We start from the raw sequence: 20097 nt of genomic DNA on the forward strand, positions 1-20097 counted from the left end.
TAAACAGGGGTTATCTTGTATTTTTACCACTTGCAGCCTGCTATGCTGCTCAGGATGAAGGCCGCTATTACCAGTACGGGAAACCAACGACGCATATTCCTTTCTCCTTATCATAACTTCTTATAACTTAAATATGTTTTATGGTTAAACTTTAAATAATAAACAATAAAAATAGCGGCACCAATTGCAACCAGAATATCGCCAATGCTAAATAATTTCGTTAATGGTATCCATTCAGGCATTGGCAGAACATCACCCAAAAAATTTAGCTTAGTATTAGAATTAGCCAAAACAAAACTATCAATGTTATTTCCTGCTGCCAATTCTGTTATTTCCTTAGCTGAAAAAGCCAATCTAGCGTAATTTTCACTAACTGGCATTTTACCTCCGTTAGCCCAAATTACCAGCGCATTTGACAATAACCCTATTAGAACTAAAGGCATGCCACGTAAATTAATATTAAAACCAATAAAAGCTAGTATTAGTATCATAGAAGCGGCACGCAGAACAGGTATTAGATAAGATAACCCATAATCATCAAAAAAACCTGCTATACTTACAATTTTTACCGTAATTGCCAATAATGCTAACCAGGCAAATTTAAACCTAATGTAGGTTAAGTTTTTAAGTTTTCCTCCAAGCAATAATACTATCAAAGCAACCAGAACTAGAATTATAAGAAAAAACACAAGTTACCTCTCCCGGTGTTTTTTTTCCTTCTTCCAAGACTTAATAAAAGCTTCCACCACCTGTGGATCAAATTGAGTGCCTTTATTATTCATTAATTCCTTCATGGCCTGTTCTTCACTCATCGCCTTTCTGTACAACCTATCGCTAGTCATAGCATCAAAACTATCAGCTACGGCCAAGATACGAGCGCCCAGCGGGATTGAATTATACTTTAAACCTCGGGGATAACCTTTCCCATCCATTCTTTCGTGGTGAAACAAAACATACGCCAGTACATCTTTATACATTTCCAATGGTTGCAACATATAGTATCCAATTTCTGTATGTTTTTTCATTTCTTCAACTTCAGAATCTATAAGCGCTTTTGGTTTTAGCAAAATGCTATCCCTAACCCCAATCTTACCCAGGTCATGCACTTTTCCTGCCATCGATACGTTTTCAACTTGCTCATAAGAAAGACCCATTTCTTTGGCAATTCGCTCTGCATAAACTGCAACCCTGGTAGAATGCATAGATGTATACTTATCACGCCTGTCTACAATATCAGCAAGATGCTCAATAGTTGCACGGGTTTGCTTGCGAAGTTTTAGGTAATTCTCAAATCCTTTATGGGCTAAAGCCAAAGGAGGCACGATAAGTATTACACTAAATGGCTCACTAGTATATAAAATTACCAATAACAAACTTAAAGGCGCTAACGAAGTCAGAAATAATACCATCATTCCCAGGTCCATTTTAATAACGTCTAATAAAGCTATTTCAAAAGATAGGGATACAATAACAGCTACCAAAAGAAAATTAATTACAACAAATGCAATAGCTGTAAAAACAAACGGTATAATATGTTGACTAATTGAAAATATCTCTTCAGTTACTGGACTAAGTTTTGAATATACCATACCTGCAATCAATAGACTTATTGAATATTGAGAACTATTAAAGATGACTTTTTGCCAGCCACGCTTTCCGATAATATCGGCCATTGAGCTTCCTATACCTGTAACGATAATACTACTCCACGTGCCATATATCATTAATATAGCTAAGTTTAGCGCGAATCCAAGCGTAACTTGCCCCTTAACATCCAATGAAACAGGACGCATTTCGAAGGCAACAAATAGCACAATCCATAACGGGTAAAGATATAGAAAATCAAGGTTAACCTTTAACAACGAATAGATAAAAATTAATCCACCCAAAATGGACACTAACAGATAGTAAAAGTTAAATAAAAATTTTTGCTTGTTCAAGATGCATTGCCTCCCAGCTATACTTTTGTTGCGAAAAGATATTCTGTCAAAAAAACATCAATCTGGGTGGCAAATTCTCCAAAACTACTACACAAATACATGAAAATTTGAGATAATGAAAGTTTAGGTAATTATACCACCCTGGTATCAAACAATCAAGCCATTATTTACCATTAAAACAATTTTTATATCGACATATTCCATGCTTTTAACCTTTTTTCCTCGTTTGTTTACAAACCCATTTGCTCTAAATTTTTTATCTTTTTTATTTTAACAATTTCACAGTGTAAAAACCTATTTATGTTGAATTTTTTGATTATTTAAAAAGTTTTTTATTATAGTTGACATTTTTAAGATCATGAGGAAATATGTTTAAGGGAGAAATTAAATAAAAATGATTAAAGATTAACCCCTGCACTGTGCAGGGGTTAATCTTTAATCATGCTGATAAAATGATGGAGAATTGTTGCTGTCATTCCCCAAATAAAATACTCCTGGTATTCATAAATATAAGTCGGGAAGGACCACCTTTTTTTCCAGCCCCCCCGGTATACTTCCGGTACCCGGTCCAGCGGAAAATCTTCACCATACCGGGTGGCCACGTAGGTTTTGCTGACTTTGGGAGGGTTATTTAGCAAAAAAGACACCGGTACGGTAAAAACCCTTTCCACCTCCTCCTGGTTGGGGGATATACTGTCTGGTGAAAGTATTTCACCTACGAAGGGGTAAACAACAGGACCCATCGGGGTAACCAAAAAATCCAGTGGTGTTAACACTTTGATGTCTTTTTTAGGCAGACCCAGCTCTTCTGCGGCCTCCCTCACTGCAGCAAGTTCCGGCCGGTTTATTTCGTTTTTCTCCACCCTGCCGCCCGGAAAACATATTTCCCCCGGCTGTCTGGCCAGTTCGCTGGACCTAACCTCAAATAGTATCTCTAAATCTCCAGCCCTATTAACCAAAGGTATTAGAACAGCAGATAAGAAATAGTTTTCCCTGCCCATTAAATCGGGTTTGCGTGAATTAAGCTTATTAATAAGCTCTCTCATAAAATATATCACCAGACATACTTATTCTTTAACAGCCCGTCCCAAACCTTCCATATAAATAATAAATTAGAAATTGGAACGTAAAACTTGCGTTATGGCGCTTGCACTAAAAAATTTTACATTAAATATTTTATGTTATGGGTTTGACAAATGCCATATTTGTCCTTTAAGCTATCAGCAACCTGGCGGACTACTGTAAAAGCCCTTTCTACTGTGACTGCCCCATCCATATTCACCAGGCAGCACCGGGCCGGCGCCAGCCAGGCCCTGTCTAGAATCATCTCCATTGGTATTCCCTTACCGGACAGATAACTCCAGTACTCCTCCAACCTGGCCGTTAAAGCATCCACTCCCTCGGCATCAAGTTCTTCAGTAAGTGTAGGTACAATACCCCAGGATATTATTGCCCCTCTTTTTAAAAAGGCTTTGATTTCATCTACATATCTGGTGAAAATATGCCCGTTGCCGTAAATATCGACAGATAATACATCCAAATCCAGACCGCTAAGCAGAAAAGACCAATCGGGATTGCCGCACAAATGCACCCCCCGCGGGCCTTCAATGGTCTCCAAAAATGCAGCAAAATCTTTTTTTGCCAGACCGCTGGAGTAACCGGTAAATGAACCGAAAAGTATTTCCAGGCCCGGCTCATCAACCCATACAAAGGGCCTTGGATGGACTTGCAGCAACTGCCTGTACTGGGCGTTAATCTTACGGGCGATAAAATCAAATAAAAATGAGCGAATTTCATCATTGTAGATAATTGGCTTCATATTTTCATCCGTTATTTTAAGACCGAAACTTAGCGGCCCGATGTTCTGGCCCCTGATTAGCTTATAGCCGTCCAAGTTAATTTTCAAAAAAGCATTAAAGGCAGCTGAATATTTTTTAGACAGTATAAATGTATCTTCATTTTCACTTTTCACTGCATAATCAATCAGTTCCTCATAAAAGTCGCCTGTATCAAGCCATAGTTTTTTCTTTTTCTCATCCAGGTGTATTCCAGGAAAGTTTTCACTCACCTGAACATACATATCCTCATAAAAGCTATACCTGGGAATTTGCGGCCAAAATGGTATATCCACCGAAAGTGCGACTTTTAAAGCTGCATCTATATTATCGTGCGGTAAAATTCCCATTGCAGTAGTTAAACAATTTCCCGGCAGTTTATTCATTGCACTACCCCCAAAAAAGTTTTTCCTGCTATTGCTTTCATTCTAATACCAGAAACAACCTGCTATCTGTGACAGCAAACCCAAAACTGCTGTGATTTTAGTCACACAGCAAGCAAATTCAGCAATAACAACTTAACTTCAGAAAGTTCTCTTTCTATATACTGCATAAGTACAGCCCCATAAAATGGTTGATTTTAACCTTATGATAACTTTCGCAGTTGGCCGGTAATCTCGTTTAAAAACTGGTGATAATAGCTTCCTTCAATTTTTTCCACTGCAGCTACAACCGGGTTCCAGTTGGGAATGTAATCCACCACAACAACAAACCGGTTGGCAAGTCTTTTCATTTCCAACAGCACTTTTACCCGGTAATCCGAGGGCATTTCGTGCAGCACGAAACCAGCCGTAACTATATCGAAACTGTTATCACAGAGTCCGCCCAGCGAAAGGGCGTCGGCCTGGATAAAAGTAATCTTGGAGCCATATCTCTTCCTAGCCTGGCTCAACATACCGGAGGAAATATCTACCCCCGTAACCACTGCCTCTCTTTCGGCAAACGATCCGGCCAGATTGCCTGTTCCCGTACCGATGTCAAGCACCCTGGGACTGGCACCGGCGGCCGTGTATTCGTCACTCCACGTTTTCATCCCTCTTACAGTACCGGGATAATTATAATTGAATTCCGGCCGCCTGAAGCGATCTTATAGCCAGTAAATCACAGCACATTTTAATGTTCTGTTCTGAATATATTTTAAGATTACCGGTATAAAATTTATTGAAAAGCACGCTGGAAATGGTTTTTTGATCTTCACCCCGCCGCCATGCACCAACAACACAGGACATTACCTTTTCCGCCTCAGAAATTGCCAGGCTGAGGTATTCCTTAACTAGTTTTTCCCCGTGAATAATCCGTTCGTGCGCGCAGGCCAATATACTAATGGGAAAGCTCTTCATCTTTTCTATTGTTGCCAGGTAATCCTTATAGCCGGTGAAATAGATGGGAAAAATTCTTTTATCATCTATTGGAAAACCTGTCGAGTCCGAACAAAATAAGACTTGATCCTCGGGAATATAGGCCATTATACTGCAGTAGCTGTGCCCCGGGGCTTGATAAAAATTAATATTCTTTCCATCAAGTTGCCATTGCTCTCCATCTTTAATTATTCGATCGACCTTAATTGTTTCCGGCGGAAGCTCCGGCATTGTATCTGAAGGATTTTGCCCGTCCCCTTGCGCCTCCAGCAAGGCCGCGTCCTCTTTAAAAAAATTAGCTACAATTTTAGGACGCTGCAAAATTTTGGCGGACTCCTCTGTGGCTGCCACCTTCATTTCAGGAAATAATTTCCTCAAACCCGGAATTCCACAGATATGATCAAAATGCGCATGCATTATAACAGTATAATCAATTTTTATAGGTTTTTTTAGCTGTTCAACTTGCCTTTTAATTAAAGGTACTACCGAGCTGACTCCACCTTCTAAAATTACAGCGCGGTCAGCCCCCAAAAGATAGATGGGAAAGTGCCTGTCTCCAAGGACAACGATATTATCAGTTAAATGCATGTTTTTCACCTGCCAGCACTATTTATATTCATACATGTTCCCAGGGTTCTGCTTCGGACGCGGCAACAATTATTTCAACCTCCAAGCCGGCTTTTTCCAGCGCTTGCGCCAGGTTTTTCTTTAATGCAGACAGTGCTAACTTTTCCGTGGCAAAATGCCCGGCATCTATAAAACTCATTCCGGCTTCCAGCATATCTCGAGCCGCGTGGTATCGAACGTCACCAGTAACCAGCACCCTGGCTCCTTTTTGCCGTGCCAGTGGCCACAGGTCAGCGCCGGAACCGCCACAAACAGCAATTTTTTGGATTGGCTCGCTTCCGCTGCCGCCTATCCTAACGGTTCCGGTATTTAATACACTTTTCACCTTCTGAGCCAAAGCTTTCAAAGTCAGCGCCTCGGGCAACAAGCCGACTCGACCCAAGCCCTGTGCATAAACAGCATTCTCCAAAGGGTACAGGTCGTATGCAACTTCCTCGTAAGGATGGGCTTCAAACATAGCTTTGAGCACTTGCCCCAGATCGGATTTTCTTATTACAGTCTCAATACGAACTTCTTCAACCTGCTCCAACCGACCTTCCGTCCCGATAAACGGATTAGAGCCCTCCATTGGTAGAAACGTGCCCGTTCCTATTGTATTAAAGGTACAATGGCTGTATTTCCCTATCCAGCCTGCGCCGGAACCGCCCAGGGCTTCTCGCACTTTGCCCGCGTATTCAGCTGGAACAAAAACAACCAGCTTTAACAACCGGTCAAATTCTACCGGATGCAACACCTCAATTTCCTTTAATTCCAAAGCCCGGGCCAATATGTCATTTACACCGCCCGGTGCACTGTCCAGACTGGTGTGAACAGAGTAGACACCAATTCCGGCATTAATCAATCTGTATGCCAGGCCGCCTGCCTGGCTGTCGCGCCTGATGGTCTTAACGCCTTTTAAAAACAACGGATGATGACTTATAATCATTTGCACTCCAGTTGCTTCTGCCTCGCTGACAACCTCCCGGGTTACGTCAAGAGCCAACATGGCCTTTTTAACAGCAGCTTCTGGATCCCCTACCTGCCATCCGCAATTGTCCCATTTCTCCGCCATTTTGGAGGGAGCAATTTGTTCCAACACCCGGGCAATATCCCCGGCAATTATTGACATAGTTCCAGCACCTCCCGTATTTTTTCTTTTTCTTTTATAAGCAAGCTGGCCCGCAACCTGGCTTCATCACTTTTTGCATCATCAAGTCTCTTCAAAACCACATCAATGTTGGCGAAACGTTTTTTTAGATAGTCTACCAGGATGTTATCTTTTTTCTCTAACAAGCGCGGCCCAACATTAAGTATAAATTCATCAACAATCTTTTCATTACCCTTTTCGGCTGTAATAATTACATAATAATGCCCGTCTTCATATACCATTTCTTCATCCGCCAAGCACCAGCCATTCTCAACCAGCCAGCGGCGCACCACGGTAACATCCCGCATTGGCTGGATTATTAAACGCTTGATGGCTTCCAGCACCTCACTGCCGGCTATTAATATACTTATTATAGTTCTGCCGCCCATCCCCGCTAAAACCGCCACATCAGCTTCACCCGGCTGCATTATTGCTAGTCCATTACCAATACGCACATCAATTTGCTGTTCAAGCTTAAAAGAACGAACGGTTTCCCGCGCTGTATGGTAGGGCCCGGGGGTAACTTCACCGGCCAAAACCTTTTTTGCCTTACCTGTTTGGATTAAATATACCGGCAAAAAAGCATGATCCGTTCCGATATCCGCAACCACTGAACCACTGGGAATATGCCTGGCCACCGCAGCAAGGCGCTTGGATAATCCAACCATTTAGACTCACCTTTCTCCAAACTGATCCTGGGTAATAAGTTGCCGCTAAACCCGCTATACGCACTAGTATCACTAAGTACAAGACGATTAAACGGTCATTTTCCATCCTTAAACTACATTTTTAAGCCTTATCTTTCAAGTGAAAATTTCGACATGCCGGATAAACCGGAAACAGTTTAAAAAAGTTAAAATAACTGAGATCAATTGAATATTAGAAACTTCAGGTATAACATGGTATCAAACAACAGCCGATAAACGAATGTATCCGGAGGTGATTATTAATGAAAAGGATGTTATTGGTGGTAAACGGAGCCGAGTACTCATTGCCAGCGATTAGAAAAGCTTTATGGTTATCAAAATGCGAGGATTGCCAGCTTGATGTTTTGTATGTTAATCCTCCTTGCAACCAAATGTATCCGGATGTGCCAGGGCTTTGTTTCTGGATGCCCGACTGGGAATATAAAATGGTTGCCGACAGGCTAAGAAATAAAGTGCTGGATGAACAAATCATGCCCATCTTCAAAAATTCAGAACTGGACCCCAGAATTATTATAACCAGCCGCGACCAGGACGAAAAAATCATGGAAATGAGCAAAGCAAACCACTACGATAAGATTTTCATTGTCAGCCCGTCAAAATACTGCCATAATGAAGGAAAAAGCTGGCTGTGGTTTAAGCATAAACCAGAAACCGTACCCAGCGGGACTGTTTGCTTAATTTAAAAACCCCTTCTTCATGTGGAAGGGGTTTTTAAATTGTATAAATTGCCAGCCATGCCAGTAGCAAACCCAATACAATGCTGGAAAAAACGTATAAAGCTCCCAGTAGCTGCTTTCCCCGCCTTGCCAGCGTTAAGGTTTCGTACATGAAAGTGGAAAAAGTAGTGAAGGAACCCATAAAGCCTATCCCCAGCGCAACTCGTAAACCACCGTCCGGAAATGCAGAGAACAGGTGGGGATGTCCGGCCAAAACCCCCAGAGCAAAGCTACCTGTCAGGTTAACCATAAAAGTGCCGGCCGGGAAATCGCCTTGCCAAATTTTTGATGCCAGCCTGCCGATTAAGTAACGGCTGACCGCTCCTGCAAATCCCCCTATCCCTACAGCCACAACATCAATCATTTTCACCCTCCGCAGCAAGCCGTGCCCATTTGTATTATTATAACAGATTATAAAGCATATATGTTCGTCACCTGCAATAATGTGTATATTATAGCTTTTAGGGACAATACTGTAAGTTGTACACCAAACAATCATGGAGAAGCCAATGTCACGCAGTAAAAAAAATAACAAACTGACTGCTATAATTCTCGGCGCCGGGTTGGGAACTGCCGGCGCAGTTCTGCTGGGCAGGTCTTTGACCGGGCAGGTTACCAAGTTTATTACGACCCGTTTCATGACCGAACCTTATAATGAAAATCTTTGGGAAGCTTTTTCGGCGGGAGCGCGGATTACCCCCCAGGTAATTGTGGAAACCAACATCAGGTCAGAACTGGGGAGAAAAATTTCCCGGCCTTTTGGCGGGCCTAAAAAATTTCCCGATTTCAGCAGCATTATGTTTAATGTTGACCAGTTAAGCACTCTTCCTACCGTTTTGGAAAAAGAAATTGACAGCTCAGTGGTTCTGGGCAAACTCGCTAATCGCCCGGTTACATTGGATATACCCATACTGATATCCGGCATGGCCTATGGTTTAGCGCTCAGCGATAAAGCCAAGGTTGCGCTGGCCAAAGGCGCATCTATGGCCGGAACTGCAACCAATACAGGCTACGGACCTTTTCTGCCTGAAGAAAGAGCTGCCGCCAAACATTTGATTTTGCAGTACAACCGTGGCAATTGGTCCAAAGGCCCGGAAACATTAAAAAAGGCTGACCTGATTGAAATTCAACTGGGACAGGGCGCCACGGCAGGCACAGGTGAAAAATTTCACCGGAAGGATTTGGATAAGAAATTAATCAGGCTGCTGGGACTGTCACCCGGAGAAAATGCCGTTGTTCACAGCAGGATGCCTGAGATTAATTCGCCCCGTGAGCTTGGCAATCTAGTAAATAGGTTAAGAGAGACCACAGATGGAGTGCCAATTGGGGTTAAAATAGCTGCGGGTAATGATTTGGAGCAAGATATGGCCCATATCATTGAAGCAGGAGCTGATTTTATTACCGTGGACGGCGCTCAGGGGGGGAGCTCGGGGGCGGCTCCGATTTTGGAAGACGATTGCGGACTACCAACAATTTTTGCTGTTTGCCGGGCTGCACGTTTTCTTGAGCAGCAGCAAGTTAGAGACAGAATAAGTTTAATCATCAGTGGCGGGTTAAAAACCCCGGGTGATTATCTTAAAGCAATGGCTTTGGGCGCGGATGCCGTCGCCATAGGAACAATTGCCCTGTGGGCGATGGCTCATACCCAGGTTTTTAAATCCCTTCCCTTTGAGCCCCCGGTTCAGGTTGTGTTTGCGGATGGAAAAGACAAGGATAAACTGGATGTGGACAAGGGCGCCCGCAACCTGGCAAGCTATCTGCTTTCCTCGGTGGCGGAAATGAAGCTGGCTACAATGGCGCTTGGCAAAACAGCACTTAATGCGGTTGACAAAAATGATCTTTTCGCCCTGGACGAATCTACGGCAAAAATAGCAAATATTAAGCTGGCGTATTAAGGAAAGGGGACACACCTTCTCTTTGGGGTCGTGCCTTTGAGGTCGAAGGTATGTCCCCGATTGTAAAGGAAAGGGGACACACCTTCTCTTTGGGGTCGTGCCTTTGAGGTCGAAGGTATGTCCCCTAATTGGTCAGCTATGCGACTCGAGTTCCTTCAGTTTATTGGCGAACCAGGCCGTATGTAGATCTTCATCAATTAAGTTGTCCCAAAGCACGTTGAAAAGATGTTCAATATTACCAATCCTGATAATCAGGTCTTTATAGTCCCGCATCGCTTTTTCTTCCAAGGTTATATTGGCTTTAAGCATCAATTTGGGACCTGCCAGCCCCGTTATCATCCCTGCTGTCTTGCCAACCAGCGGGGAGATAACATCGCCCAGTTTAATCGGCTCAACCCCCAGCATTTTTATCGCCTCTGCCATATTATCCACATGCTGCTGCTCAATAACGGCAACTCTAGACAAGGTTTTGGCCAGGTAGATATCGTCCTCAACAGCATTGCTCTGCGCCTTGTAAAGGTCAACCTGGTTTATTTCTAAACTATAAAACCAGTTAAGCCTGGCTATTAATTCCTTTTGGTTCATTTTAGCATCTCGCTTTTAGTAACTGCCTGCCGGCAGTAAGTCTTCTATTTTTTCCTTGATAACTGACAAAATATAGCTAACTTTACTTTCAACTACCCGGGATAGGTGAAGGGAAAAAGTTATATCCTCCGGCTCTACCCCGATAATAGTTACTTCAGGCTTGGCCCCGTAAAAATAAGCCATTTTCAAAACATCCAGAAAATGCAGTTCATGCAGCATTTGGCTATGTTTTATTATTTGCAAATTTTCAGGCTTTAGTATATACACACTGCCGGGAGGTCCACCCCCAAGTAAACTGTCTATGACAATAACGTGCCGGCATTGAAGCAACAAATCCCAGTAGGCAAAACACGACCCCCCTGCCTCTACGGCACAAACATCTGGCGGTAATTCTCCCGACTTTATAGCTCTGATTACCCGCGGGCCAATACCGTCATCCTTAAGCAGCGGATTGCCCAGGCCTAAAATTAATACTTTTAACATAGCATCCCTTTAATGACACATAAAATTACTTGGGCGTAAAATAACCGTTAAAAATTGATTTTAATTTACTAAAGCTCTCAGTTAGAGCGAAATACATGTGTCCAGCCACCAGGCTCATTAGACCAACAGCGCCAAGGTAATGAACCGTCCTGGTATTGCCCAACCCTCCAAAAGGACGACTCAGAAACTGCAACCTCCCCGTTGAATAAAGAGCAGAACCTGTAACAATCTGTAATGGGAATAATACAGCAAAAAAAATAAACAGCAGTTTTTGTAAAGGGTTATATTTGGGATATTTGGGCTGTTTTTTGTTAAGATATAATTCATATAAAGAAAATTTGGGCAAACTGGCGATATCACCGGAATTGGGAAACAGTTTTCGATAACCGCGTGTCTTGATAGCATAATAGCCCCTGGCAAGAAAGTATAGGCCAAAAAAATATTGGGCCATAAAATGTGTTTTTCGGGCGTCATTCATGTTTTTAAAAAGGAAATTTCGATAGGGTTTATTGATATATAACCCGCTGGCCATCAGGGAAAGAGCTGCAGGTGCCAAAACCCAGTGCATCACTCTTAACGGCCGGTTGTGCCTGAATGTTTTGACCCCTTTTATTCTAATGCCCAGTAAATTATTTCTGAATCTCATCATCATTCCCCCGCGTTTTCATATCGTGGATACAATAAATTCTTTCACTGGCCGGCCCGGAACTATCACATGGGTGGAGCAGGAGGCACACGGGTCAAAGGAGCGAATAACCCTGCTTATTTCAACAGGCTCGCTCTCATCCGCCACGGGAGTGTCAAGCAGTGCCTCTTCCATAGGACCGGGTTGACCTTGGGCATCCCGCGGTGACATGTTCCACGAAGTAGGGGTAATGATTTGATAATGGGCAATCCTGCCTTTTTCAATTCTTAGCCAGTGCCCCAGCGGGCCCCGCATGGCTCCGGTAAGGCCTATTCCCACAGCTTGATCAGGCAGCTTAAATGAATTATACACCGGTTCACCGGGGCGCAGCTCTTCCAGCCAGCTATCCATCAAACTGCCGACTATGCACGTCTCCTTCACCCTGGCCATTATCCGGTCCATTGCGGAAACACCCCTGCGGTAATCCCCGGTGACCCAGAGCCTGGCCAAAGGCCCTCCTTCAACCGCCCTTCCGTTATAACGGGGAGCTTTTACCCAGGAATAAGCCCCGTCTTTATCCCGGTCCGGCTCGGTGCAATCTACGGCCGGATCTTGCAGTCTCTTCTTTCCGGCGTACCAGGAATTACTGATGTCTTCCTTAATCGCATCAATTTTAACGTTTTGAACCTTGCCATCCTGGACATAGCCAAAGGGGAAATATCTTTCCAGATCCTGCTCGTCTTTTGGAAACATTCCGAAGACCAGCATATCAGCTTTTCGCCGGCCGATTTCGTAACAATCGGCATATGCCTCCGCCAGCCTGTCAGCGTCCGGAGCCATTTTGTTATTAATAAAATTATTGATTTTTTGCAGTTTAAACTTAAATTCCATTACCACGTCGGCAGATGGCGCAACTGTGCTCCCCCCTGCCAAAATACCATGGGGAAACGGCGCCTTGGCTCCCAGCAGTGCCACCAGTTCATGGGCCAGCCTTGCCATTTCAAAAGCCTCGTAATAATTGTTCAGCATTTCTTGATTAACCCTGTCGGAGAGCCGCATGTCCCGCTTATAGCAGGGAACAAAAGGCGGCAAATCAGGCCCCCGCAGATAATCAGGCAAACCAAGCAGGTAGAAATGCCTGATGTGGTTTTGCAGCAGGTCGGCGCCAAATATTAAATTGCGCAGCACATTGCCGTTGCGGGGAGGCCTGATGCCGGTAGCATCTTCCAGGGCATAGGCAGCAGCGGTACCGTGGGCGGAGGAACAAATGCCGCAGACTCGTTCGGTCAAATAACTGGCGTCCCTGGGATCCCTGCCCCTCAAAATTATTTCGAAACCGCGGAAAATTTCACATTTGCACCTGGCCCCAACTACCCTGCCATTAGAGACTGTAACTTCAACCACAAAGGGGCTATTTGCCCGGGTAACAGGATTAATTACTATCTTTTTCATATATAATCATTCCTTTGTTTTATCCAAAAGAGCTTTTCTAATCCGTGACAATAATTCTGCGGCGGGAGTTGTCTCTAAAAGCTCAAAGCCGGTTCCCGGGGGATGCAGCGCCTTTCTAATTTTTTTGGACATTCTCCCCTTTAACACCCCGGCCGTAAAATGCCCCCCTATTCCCAAAGCTGTTACTGTTGCGGCAATTGCGCCGATACGGTTGGCGTTAACGGTTACCCCGGGCAAATTAACATCCGGCAGGTGCTTGAAAAACGGCATATCCCGCTCGGGAAACCCCGGGTTGACACAGCCGATACAAGGCGTTCCGGCTTTGACAGGCCAGCTGACATGCTCACTGTTCCACTGCCGGCTGGGGCAGTCGGCAAAAGTTACCGGCCCTTTGCAGCCTATCCTATAGGTGCACCAGGGGTCTCCCGGCTGGGCCGCGAATATGCCGCTGTCGAAATAATGTCTCCGCTGGCACATGTTATGTATAGTTTCACCGTAAAAGATCAGGGGACGGTGAAAATCATCAAGCTCCGGCTCACCGTACCAGGCCAGGTGGATCAGAGTGCCGGCAATCCAGGCCGGGTGAACCGGGCACCCTGGCACATTGATTACTGCCCGGTCCAACACTTCAGAGACCGGCTTGCTTTCTGAGGGGTTGGGGTGGGCCGCATATGGTCCTCCAAAAGCAGCGCAGGTGCCTGCCGCCACCACGCAACGGGCTGCCGCACCAAATTCCTGAACCGCTTCCAATGCCGTTAGAGGCTTTCCGCCGCGGGTCCCAATAACGCAATACAAACCATTGTTTCTGGTAGGAACTGTACCTTCCACAACCAGGATAAAATTCCCCGGGTCTTGGGCCAGTGTATCATCCAACACACTGGTGGACATATCCCCCTGGGCGGCCATTACAAAATGCAAATAACGAAAATCAAACAATACGGTTACAATCTCCATAAAATTAGGGTCTGCAGAATTTAGAAAAGAAATGCTGTCCCCGTCACAGGTGTTTGTTCCCAACCAGATTAAAGGGAGACGCTTTTTCTCTTTCGATAAGTCCCCACCGGCCCCGGGCCAACAAATCTGTTTTAAGTTACGCATAATCAACACCCCAAAACAGCTTTCCCCCAGGCCAAATAAATATGTACAATTAAACAGATTATCAAACTTGAATACTATCCAAAAAAACTTTTACCTGAGGTCCGGTGTTCCCCGCTGCGCTCAGAACTCCAGCGCCGGCAGCACCAACGGCTCGCCCCTTGCGAAACCGGACCGCCCTCAATTCGTCGTCCTGGCTCAGTTCGGGCTCTCGCGGGCATCACGCCCGCTCGTCCGGTTTCGATTACGGGGCTTTGCCGTGTGCTGTCACCGGCGCTTTCGTATATCGCTTGCGGGGAGCCACCAGCCCTCTGCCATACTTTTTCATTATCTGCTGGTGCCACGCTAGTGGCATGAAGGTCTAACATGAAAATATTACATAAATAGCCACCATCTGCACACAATAAAACTTATATTAATTTTCGGGGGCATAAGAAATGGTTTTCTTTAAGCGCACAAGACGCCCTGCGCGCACAAGAACTAAAAATCAACAAGAACAGAACTCCACGGCACAGCAAAAAGCTCCTGAACAGCAAAACTCAATTAACAGGCTGCTGAGCAGCAGCATAGAAGTTAACCTTAAAACTCTTAGAAATATATTTAAAAACTGCAGTGATGTGGTAACCCGGGAATTCATCTTCGCCCAAAAAGAACAGATCAAGCTGGCCCTGATCTATACCGACGGGATGGTCGATAAAAACCTGGTGGGTGAGCAGATAATGAAAACGCTGGCACTGGAAGTGCCAATGGCCACGGAAGGCAGCGAAATAACCAGGGCAAATGCTTTTAATTTTATTAAAACGAGAGGACTTTGTACCCAGCAGGTTAAGGAAAGCAGCAGTTTAGACGAAATCTTAAACGCTGTGCTTTACGGGGATACCGTTTTGCTGGTGGATGGCCACGCCACTGCACTGATCAACAGCAGCAAAGGCTGGCCAACTCGCGCCATTGAAGACTCCAAAACTGAAATAGTAGTCAGGGGACCCAGGGAATCGTTTGTGGAAACGCTGCGTGTCAATACCGCCATGATCAGGCGCAGAATAATAACTCCTGATTTAAAGGTAGAATCTATGGTGTTGGGAGAAGTAACCGGAACACATATAGCCGTTCTATATATTAAAGGCATTGTCAACGAAAAACTGGTTCAGGAAGTTAAAAAAAGATTATCCCGAATTAAAATCGACGGTATCCTGGAATCGGGCTACATTGAGGAATTAATCCGTGATGAACCGTTTTCCGTTTTCCCCACCATTAATCATACCGACCGGCCTGACCGAGTAGCTGCTAATTTACTGGAAGGCCGCGTGGCCGTAATCGTGGACGGCACTCCGGTAGCGCTCACAATGCCATTTTTCTTTATTGAATCCATCCAATCACCGGATGATTATTACGAAAATTACTTTTTTACAGCTGCGGTCAGGCTTTTGCGCCTGGCCAGCCTGGTAATCGCTTTAACCTTACCATCACTTTATGTGGCAATCGTTTCCTTTCACCAGGAGATGCTGCCCACTCCCCTGCTGCTCAGCATTGCAGCCCAGCGGGAAGCAGTGCCGTTTCCAGTTTTTGCGGAGGCGCTGTTCATGGAAATCGCCTTTGAAATTATCCGGGAATCGGGGATCAGGTTGCCCAGGCCAGTGGGGCAGGCGGTAAGCATCGTGGCCGCGTTGATTATCGGCCAGGCCGCGGTTGAGGCGGGGCTGGTGGCCGGAGCCACCATCATCGTCGTTGCCCTTACCGCCATGGCTTCATTTACAACCTATTACAGCGGCAGCATAACCTTCCGCCTCCTCAGGTTTCCGCTGATGTTTCTGGCTGCATCCCTTGGCCTGTTCGGGTTAATCTCGGGCGTTATTTTAATTGTGGTGCACATGGCCAGCATTCGCTCTTTCGGGGTTCCTTACCTTGACCCTGTTGCCCCGGTGGTTACGGAAGATCTAAAGGATTCGCTGGTACGGGCACCCTGGTGGGCGATGCGTAAACGCCCTCATCTTATTGCCCAAAACAACACTATGCGAGAAGCAGCGGGAATGGAACCGGAACCACCCCGGCCCCAAAGCTAATAAAGCGGTGTAACTGCAGTTGTCGCAAGGTGAAATCAGCAAGGGAGGGGATCAACCCGGTGATCAAAAAAATAATCGGCCTGTGTTTAGCTATATGCCTTGCCCTGCCTCTGGGGGGGTGCTGGAGCCGTAAAGAACTAAATGAACTGACCATTGTATTGGCTGCCGGAGTGGACCGCGCCCCGGGCGGCAACATATTGCTAACTGTCCAGATTGCCAGGCCAAAGTCCTTCAGCGGCGGGACAAAGAAATCGTCAGGTTTTCAGGAAAACAACATCTGGGTTATTTCACAAACAGGCGAAACAGTAATGGATGCCGCAAGGTACCTGGAAACCAAGGTTTCACGCAAGCTATACTGGAGTCATGCTGTAATTTTGGTATTTGGCGAACAACTGGCGGCCCAAGGCTTACGCCAGGCAATTAATTTCTTCAGCCGCTCTCCCGAATTTCGGGAAACCACCTGGGTCTTTGTAGCCAGGGGAAAGGCGTCTGATGTTATCAACAGCCACTCGCAGCTGGAAAGCACCTCTGCCCAGAGCGTGGGAAATATGGCCAGGTCGGGAGCGGGATTTCCGGTAAAGTTAAAAGATCTTAGCATGATGTTGGCCAGTTACGGGACCAACCCCGTCCTGCCCCGAATTGAGCTTACTCCTTCCGGCAACCCGCAGGGACCCGGCATGCAGGAAAACATTCCGGAAGCAGACGGGGATAACCAAAAGGCGACCCAAACCCACGCCGAAGTTACTGTCACTGGAACAGGTGTGTTTAAAGACGACAAGCTGGCAGGATGGCTTAACCTGATGGAAACAAGAGGGCTCCTTTGGCTCAGAAACAAGATGGAGCAAGGAGAAATAACTATAAACTCTTTAAAGGATCCAGGTAAACATATTTCCGTCCGTGTCACCGGGGCCAAAACAAAAGTTGAGCCTTTTTATGACGGGAACAACGTCTGGTTTGATGTCAAAATTAAAATGGAAGGTGATTTATTAGAGCAGCAATCTTCAGAAAAACTAACAGAAAGCAAAAACTACCGGGAAATAGAGCAAAGAGTGGCTAAAGAAATTGAACAAAAAACCAGAAACGCCCTGGATAAAGCTCAGCATACTTACGGCGTCGATATCTTTTCCTTTGGCCAGGCTTTTCATCGAAAATACAAAAAAGACTGGCCCGCAATGAGAAATCGGTGGAATGAAATTTTTTCCGAAGCCGGAGTCAGCATTCAAGTTGAAGCGAAAATCAGTAAAACAGGGTTAACAACCAACAGGCTTTCCATAAAGAAATAAGCGGGGTGCTAATATGGCAATAATTGGTGTATTATTCGCCTTTTCCATCATTATTTGGCTGCAGGCGCCTTCTTTAGTACAAAAAAAAATGTGGCGGGAACTTGTTGTTTTTTCGGTTTTGCTGTTAATCGGAATGATAATAAGCATCCCTCAGGCGCTTGGCATGCAAGTGCCCAGCCCCAACGATTTAATAGTCACTCTCTTCAAACCTTTTGCTGAATGGATGAAACAATAGAGGTGAGGCGGTTGCTTTCTTGCGCGGCAAGTTAAAGAACTAAAATTATGCTGTGCTTTTCTGCCGCAGGTATATTATGATATCATATAAAAAGATTAATGAGTCAACTAAAGGAGGTTATCTATGTGAAGATACTGGCTATTAACGGAAGCCACCGTAAAGGTAAAAACACGGCGGCTCTGCTTAACCTAGCCCTGGAAGAAGCGGCGGCGCTAGGGGCATCCACCGAGTTACTGGAACTTTCAGATTATACTATCAAATTATGCCTTTCTTGCAATAAATGCCTGGGCAAACCCCAGTGTTCCATTGCCGACGACGATATGGCCGTGCTGGGGGGTAAACTGCTGGAAGCCGACGGCATTATTTTGGGTTCACCTGTTTACTGGGCCAATGTCAGCACCCTGATGAAAAATTTTATGGATCGTACCCGCTACCTGCATATGGTTGGCAACATGCTGGCGGGGAAAGTGGGCGGCGCCGTAACCAACGCCGGCCTGAGAAACGGCGGTCAGGAAGCGACACTGCGAATTATGGAATTTTTCTTGGCCGCGCAAGGATTGCATGTAATTGATTCCCGTAACCAGGAAGGGCCGATTATGACCTCCGGAGTAGCCGGGTCTTTAATGGCTGACATCAAGGAAGGTAAAGTCGTCTGGCGCAGAAGTGTGATGGAAGACGAGGGCGCAGTAATGGCGGCAAAACAGCTGGGCAGAAACATGGTTGCGGCAATTAAAAGCCTGAAAAAAACTACTTAATTTACTGGACAGGCCCTACAAGCCTGTCCTTTATTGCCAATACCGGTAACATGTTACTGGTATTCAAATTTATAGCCGGTACCCCACACCGTTTTTATGTAAACTGGCTTTGAAGGGATATCCTCGATTTTTTCACGCAGCCTGCGGATATGAACATTAACTGTATTCTCGTCACCTTCGTATGTACTTTCCCAAATAATTTCCAACAAGTGGGATTTTGTAAATACCTGGTTAGGGTGGGAAGCCATCAGCCATAATAATTCAAATTCTTTTGGCGTAAGGGTTATTGTTCTTTCACCGTTTTGTACCACCCGTTTATTGTAATCGATTGTCATTTGGCCGTACTTTAAAACTTTCTTATCTTTAATTCCAGGTGGTGTGCTCCTTCTTAAAACAGCTTTTACGCGTAATGATAGCTCCATCGGGCTAAAAGGTTTGACCTGGTAATCATCAACCCCCATGCGAAAACCTACCACCCTGTCAATTTCGTCGCCACGGGCAGACAGTATGATTACCGGCACATCCAAAAATTCTTTAAGCTTGCGCAGTGTTTCAAAACCATCCATGCCCGGCATCATTACATCCAGCAAAACCAGGTCCGGCTTATTCTCCCTGGCCAATTCCAGTGCTTCAAAGCCGTTTGAGGCGCAGGATACCAGAAAACCCTCCCGGGTCAGGGTATGGTTTAATATCTTTAGCACCTTGGGGTCATCATCAACAGCCAAGATTTTATATCCCATCGTATATCTCTCCTCCGCAATTAAAGGGTTGCAATTCTCACCAAGGGTTACCGTGAGGTTCCCTGTGTTAATATGGAGGGTTAAAATTATAATAACTTATGCCCTTACTTTATATTTCGCAACAAACAAAAAATATCCCTTTTTTTGTTGCAACTTAATACACAGCCCTTGCAAGGAATTCAAAAAAATAAGAAGGCCTGTTTAACCAGACCTTCTTATTTTTTGGTGGGCGATGACGGGCTCGAACCGGCAAACCACCATAAAATGGAAGGTTACGGTTTTTAAGCCAAGAAAAGAATTCGCTCCAGCTGGCCTCGGATTCGCTATCGCCAGGCATAAGGCCTAAAATTTCCCGGTATCCTTCGGTGTTTATTCCGATGGCGATCATAACGCTCCGGGAGCGAACGCGGCCATTCTCCCTTACTTTTAGTACCAAAGCATCCACCAATACGAACGGATATTGTATTTTGCGCAGGTCACGGTTATTCCAGGCACTTACCAGCGGGTCGAGTTTCTTGCACAAGTCGGAAACGGTGGACTTGGAGAATTCGTTGCCGCACAGCTCTTCTGTGATCTGGCT

The 20097-nt window shown here is 45.2% G+C and carries 21 protein-coding genes and 1 pseudogene; 6 read left to right on the forward strand and 16 right to left on the reverse strand.

Going from position 1 to position 20097, the window contains the following annotated elements; genetic code table 11:
* Positions 1–110: 110 nt before the first annotated feature.
* From H569_RS0115850 to H569_RS0115885, 8 genes are all read right to left on the reverse strand, one after another.
* On the reverse strand, positions 111–689 hold the full coding sequence (locus H569_RS0115850) for a DUF5317 domain-containing protein (protein WP_027365799.1): 579 nt from the start codon (positions 687–689) through the stop codon (positions 111–113).
* A 3-nt stretch (positions 690–692) separates the two neighbouring features.
* On the reverse strand, positions 693–1940 hold the full coding sequence (locus H569_RS0115855; protein ID WP_027365800.1) for an HD-GYP domain-containing protein: 1248 nt from the start codon (positions 1938–1940) through the stop codon (positions 693–695).
* 428 nt (positions 1941–2368) lie between these two features.
* Positions 2369–2986, reverse strand: a complete 618-nt coding sequence (locus H569_RS0115860; RefSeq protein ID WP_027365801.1) for an NUDIX hydrolase — start codon at positions 2984–2986, stop codon at positions 2369–2371.
* Positions 2987–3102: 116 nt separating this feature from the next.
* On the reverse strand, positions 3103–4161 hold the full coding sequence (locus H569_RS0115865) for a uroporphyrinogen decarboxylase/cobalamine-independent methonine synthase family protein (RefSeq protein WP_027365802.1): 1059 nt from the start codon (positions 4159–4161) through the stop codon (positions 3103–3105).
* A gap of 200 nt (positions 4162–4361) precedes the next feature.
* The gene (locus tag H569_RS20650) at positions 4362–4808 is read right to left on the reverse strand and encodes a class I SAM-dependent methyltransferase (protein ID WP_051273705.1); all 447 of its coding nucleotides are present in this window, start codon (positions 4806–4808) and stop codon (positions 4362–4364) included.
* Between the two features lie 22 nt (positions 4809–4830).
* A complete protein-coding gene (locus H569_RS0115875) occupies positions 4831–5721 on the reverse strand; it encodes an MBL fold metallo-hydrolase (protein WP_027365803.1) in 891 nt (296 codons plus the stop codon).
* A gap of 28 nt (positions 5722–5749) precedes the next feature.
* Complete coding sequence (locus tag H569_RS0115880; protein WP_027365804.1) at positions 5750–6868, reverse strand: Nif3-like dinuclear metal center hexameric protein; 1119 nt, start codon at positions 6866–6868, stop codon at positions 5750–5752.
* Positions 6859–7554, reverse strand: coding sequence for a tRNA (adenine(22)-N(1))-methyltransferase (locus tag H569_RS0115885; RefSeq protein ID WP_027365805.1), 696 nt, complete (start codon positions 7552–7554; stop codon positions 6859–6861). The genes H569_RS0115880 and H569_RS0115885 overlap by 10 nt, the downstream gene beginning before the upstream one ends.
* Before the next feature lie 281 nt (positions 7555–7835).
* On the opposite strand from H569_RS0115885, the gene H569_RS0115890 reads away from it, so the two are divergent.
* Positions 7836–8276, forward strand: a complete 441-nt coding sequence (locus H569_RS0115890) for a universal stress protein (protein ID WP_027365806.1) — start codon at positions 7836–7838, stop codon at positions 8274–8276.
* Positions 8277–8304: 28 nt separating this feature from the next.
* Here the strand turns inward: H569_RS0115890 and crcB are convergent, their stop codons facing one another.
* Positions 8305–8673 (reverse strand): fluoride efflux transporter CrcB, encoded by a 369-nt coding sequence (gene crcB / locus H569_RS0115895; RefSeq protein ID WP_027365807.1) that lies wholly within the window; start codon positions 8671–8673, stop codon positions 8305–8307.
* Between the two features lie 145 nt (positions 8674–8818).
* On the opposite strand from crcB, the gene H569_RS0115900 reads away from it, so the two are divergent.
* Complete coding sequence (locus H569_RS0115900; RefSeq protein WP_051273706.1) at positions 8819–10204, forward strand: FMN-binding glutamate synthase family protein; 1386 nt, start codon at positions 8819–8821, stop codon at positions 10202–10204.
* 132 nt (positions 10205–10336) lie between these two features.
* Here H569_RS0115900 and H569_RS0115905 read toward each other — a convergent pair whose 3' ends face one another.
* From H569_RS0115905 to H569_RS20655, 5 genes are read right to left on the reverse strand one after another with little or no spacing between them, the layout of a single operon-like run.
* Positions 10337–10789: a demethoxyubiquinone hydroxylase family protein gene (locus H569_RS0115905; protein ID WP_027365809.1), complete on the reverse strand. Its 453-nt coding sequence runs from the start codon at positions 10787–10789 to the stop codon at positions 10337–10339.
* A 15-nt stretch (positions 10790–10804) separates the two neighbouring features.
* Entirely contained in the window at positions 10805–11272 is a 468-nt protein-coding gene (locus H569_RS0115910; RefSeq protein WP_027365810.1) for a hydrogenase maturation protease, read from the reverse strand.
* A 25-nt stretch (positions 11273–11297) separates the two neighbouring features.
* Positions 11298–11918, reverse strand: a complete 621-nt coding sequence (locus H569_RS0115915; protein ID WP_051273707.1) for a cytochrome b/b6 domain-containing protein — start codon at positions 11916–11918, stop codon at positions 11298–11300.
* An 18-nt stretch (positions 11919–11936) separates the two neighbouring features.
* Positions 11937–13349: a nickel-dependent hydrogenase large subunit gene (locus tag H569_RS0115920; protein WP_027365812.1), complete on the reverse strand. Its 1413-nt coding sequence runs from the start codon at positions 13347–13349 to the stop codon at positions 11937–11939.
* Positions 13350–13355: 6 nt separating this feature from the next.
* Entirely contained in the window at positions 13356–14447 is a 1092-nt protein-coding gene (locus tag H569_RS20655; protein ID WP_051273708.1) for a hydrogenase small subunit, read from the reverse strand.
* Positions 14448–14881: 434 nt separating this feature from the next.
* On the opposite strand from H569_RS20655, the gene H569_RS0115930 reads away from it, so the two are divergent.
* The 4 genes from H569_RS0115930 to H569_RS0115945 all read left to right on the forward strand — a co-directional run bounded on the left by H569_RS0115930 (position 14882) and on the right by H569_RS0115945 (position 18777).
* The gene (locus H569_RS0115930; RefSeq protein ID WP_027365813.1) at positions 14882–16504 is read left to right on the forward strand and encodes a spore germination protein; all 1623 of its coding nucleotides are present in this window, start codon (positions 14882–14884) and stop codon (positions 16502–16504) included.
* Between the two features lie 59 nt (positions 16505–16563).
* Complete coding sequence (locus H569_RS0115935; RefSeq protein WP_027365814.1) at positions 16564–17787, forward strand: Ger(x)C family spore germination protein; 1224 nt, start codon at positions 16564–16566, stop codon at positions 17785–17787.
* Positions 17788–17800: 13 nt separating this feature from the next.
* Positions 17801–18022 carry a hypothetical protein gene (locus H569_RS0115940; RefSeq protein WP_034630998.1) on the forward strand — a complete coding sequence of 74 codons (222 nt, stop codon included), beginning with the start codon at positions 17801–17803 and terminating at the stop codon, positions 18020–18022.
* Between the two features lie 125 nt (positions 18023–18147).
* Positions 18148–18777, forward strand: coding sequence for a flavodoxin family protein (locus H569_RS0115945; RefSeq protein ID WP_027365816.1), 630 nt, complete (start codon positions 18148–18150; stop codon positions 18775–18777).
* A gap of 53 nt (positions 18778–18830) precedes the next feature.
* On the opposite strand, the gene H569_RS0115950 is transcribed toward H569_RS0115945, so the two are convergent.
* Together H569_RS0115950 and H569_RS0115955 are read right to left on the reverse strand one after the other, a co-directional pair.
* Positions 18831–19517: a response regulator transcription factor gene (locus tag H569_RS0115950; RefSeq protein WP_027365817.1), complete on the reverse strand. Its 687-nt coding sequence runs from the start codon at positions 19515–19517 to the stop codon at positions 18831–18833.
* 268 nt (positions 19518–19785) lie between these two features.
* A pseudogene (locus H569_RS0115955) lies at positions 19786–20097 on the reverse strand (transposase); the annotation flags it as partial.

It is taken from the genome of Desulfotruncus alcoholivorax DSM 16058 (genome assembly GCF_000430885.1).
Taxonomy (GTDB): Bacteria; Bacillota; Desulfotomaculia; order Desulfotomaculales; family Desulfallaceae; genus Desulfotruncus; species Desulfotruncus alcoholivorax.

Excerpts from the sequence above, each read along its gene's own strand:
- H569_RS0115860 (WP_027365801.1), bottom strand. The coding sequence starts at position 2,986 with ATGAGAGAGCTTATTAATAAGCTTAATTCACGCAAACCCGATTTAATG.
- H569_RS0115885 (WP_027365805.1), bottom strand. The coding sequence starts at position 7,554 with ATGGTTGGATTATCCAAGCGCCTTGCTGCGGTGGCCAGGCATATTCCC.
- H569_RS0115915 (WP_051273707.1), bottom strand. The coding sequence starts at position 11,918 with ATGAGATTCAGAAATAATTTACTGGGCATTAGAATAAAAGGGGTCAAA.
- H569_RS0115900 (WP_051273706.1), top strand. The coding sequence starts at position 8,819 with ATGTCACGCAGTAAAAAAAATAACAAACTGACTGCTATAATTCTCGGC.
- H569_RS0115920 (WP_027365812.1), bottom strand. The coding sequence starts at position 13,349 with ATGAAAAAGATAGTAATTAATCCTGTTACCCGGGCAAATAGCCCCTTT.
- H569_RS0115910 (WP_027365810.1), bottom strand. The coding sequence starts at position 11,272 with ATGTTAAAAGTATTAATTTTAGGCCTGGGCAATCCGCTGCTTAAGGAT.
- H569_RS0115930 (WP_027365813.1), top strand. The coding sequence starts at position 14,882 with ATGGTTTTCTTTAAGCGCACAAGACGCCCTGCGCGCACAAGAACTAAA.
- H569_RS0115940 (WP_034630998.1), top strand. The coding sequence starts at position 17,801 with ATGGCAATAATTGGTGTATTATTCGCCTTTTCCATCATTATTTGGCTG.
- H569_RS0115905 (WP_027365809.1), bottom strand. The coding sequence starts at position 10,789 with ATGAACCAAAAGGAATTAATAGCCAGGCTTAACTGGTTTTATAGTTTA.
- H569_RS0115875 (WP_027365803.1), bottom strand. The coding sequence starts at position 5,721 with ATGCATTTAACTGATAATATCGTTGTCCTTGGAGACAGGCACTTTCCC.
- H569_RS0115890 (WP_027365806.1), top strand. The coding sequence starts at position 7,836 with ATGAAAAGGATGTTATTGGTGGTAAACGGAGCCGAGTACTCATTGCCA.
- H569_RS0115880 (WP_027365804.1), bottom strand. The coding sequence starts at position 6,868 with ATGTCAATAATTGCCGGGGATATTGCCCGGGTGTTGGAACAAATTGCT.
- H569_RS0115865 (WP_027365802.1), bottom strand. The coding sequence starts at position 4,161 with ATGAATAAACTGCCGGGAAATTGTTTAACTACTGCAATGGGAATTTTA.
- H569_RS0115950 (WP_027365817.1), bottom strand. The coding sequence starts at position 19,517 with ATGGGATATAAAATCTTGGCTGTTGATGATGACCCCAAGGTGCTAAAG.
- crcB (WP_027365807.1), bottom strand. The coding sequence starts at position 8,673 with ATGATTGATGTTGTGGCTGTAGGGATAGGGGGATTTGCAGGAGCGGTC.
- H569_RS20650 (WP_051273705.1), bottom strand. The coding sequence starts at position 4,808 with ATGAAAACGTGGAGTGACGAATACACGGCCGCCGGTGCCAGTCCCAGG.
- H569_RS20655 (WP_051273708.1), bottom strand. The coding sequence starts at position 14,447 with ATGCGTAACTTAAAACAGATTTGTTGGCCCGGGGCCGGTGGGGACTTA.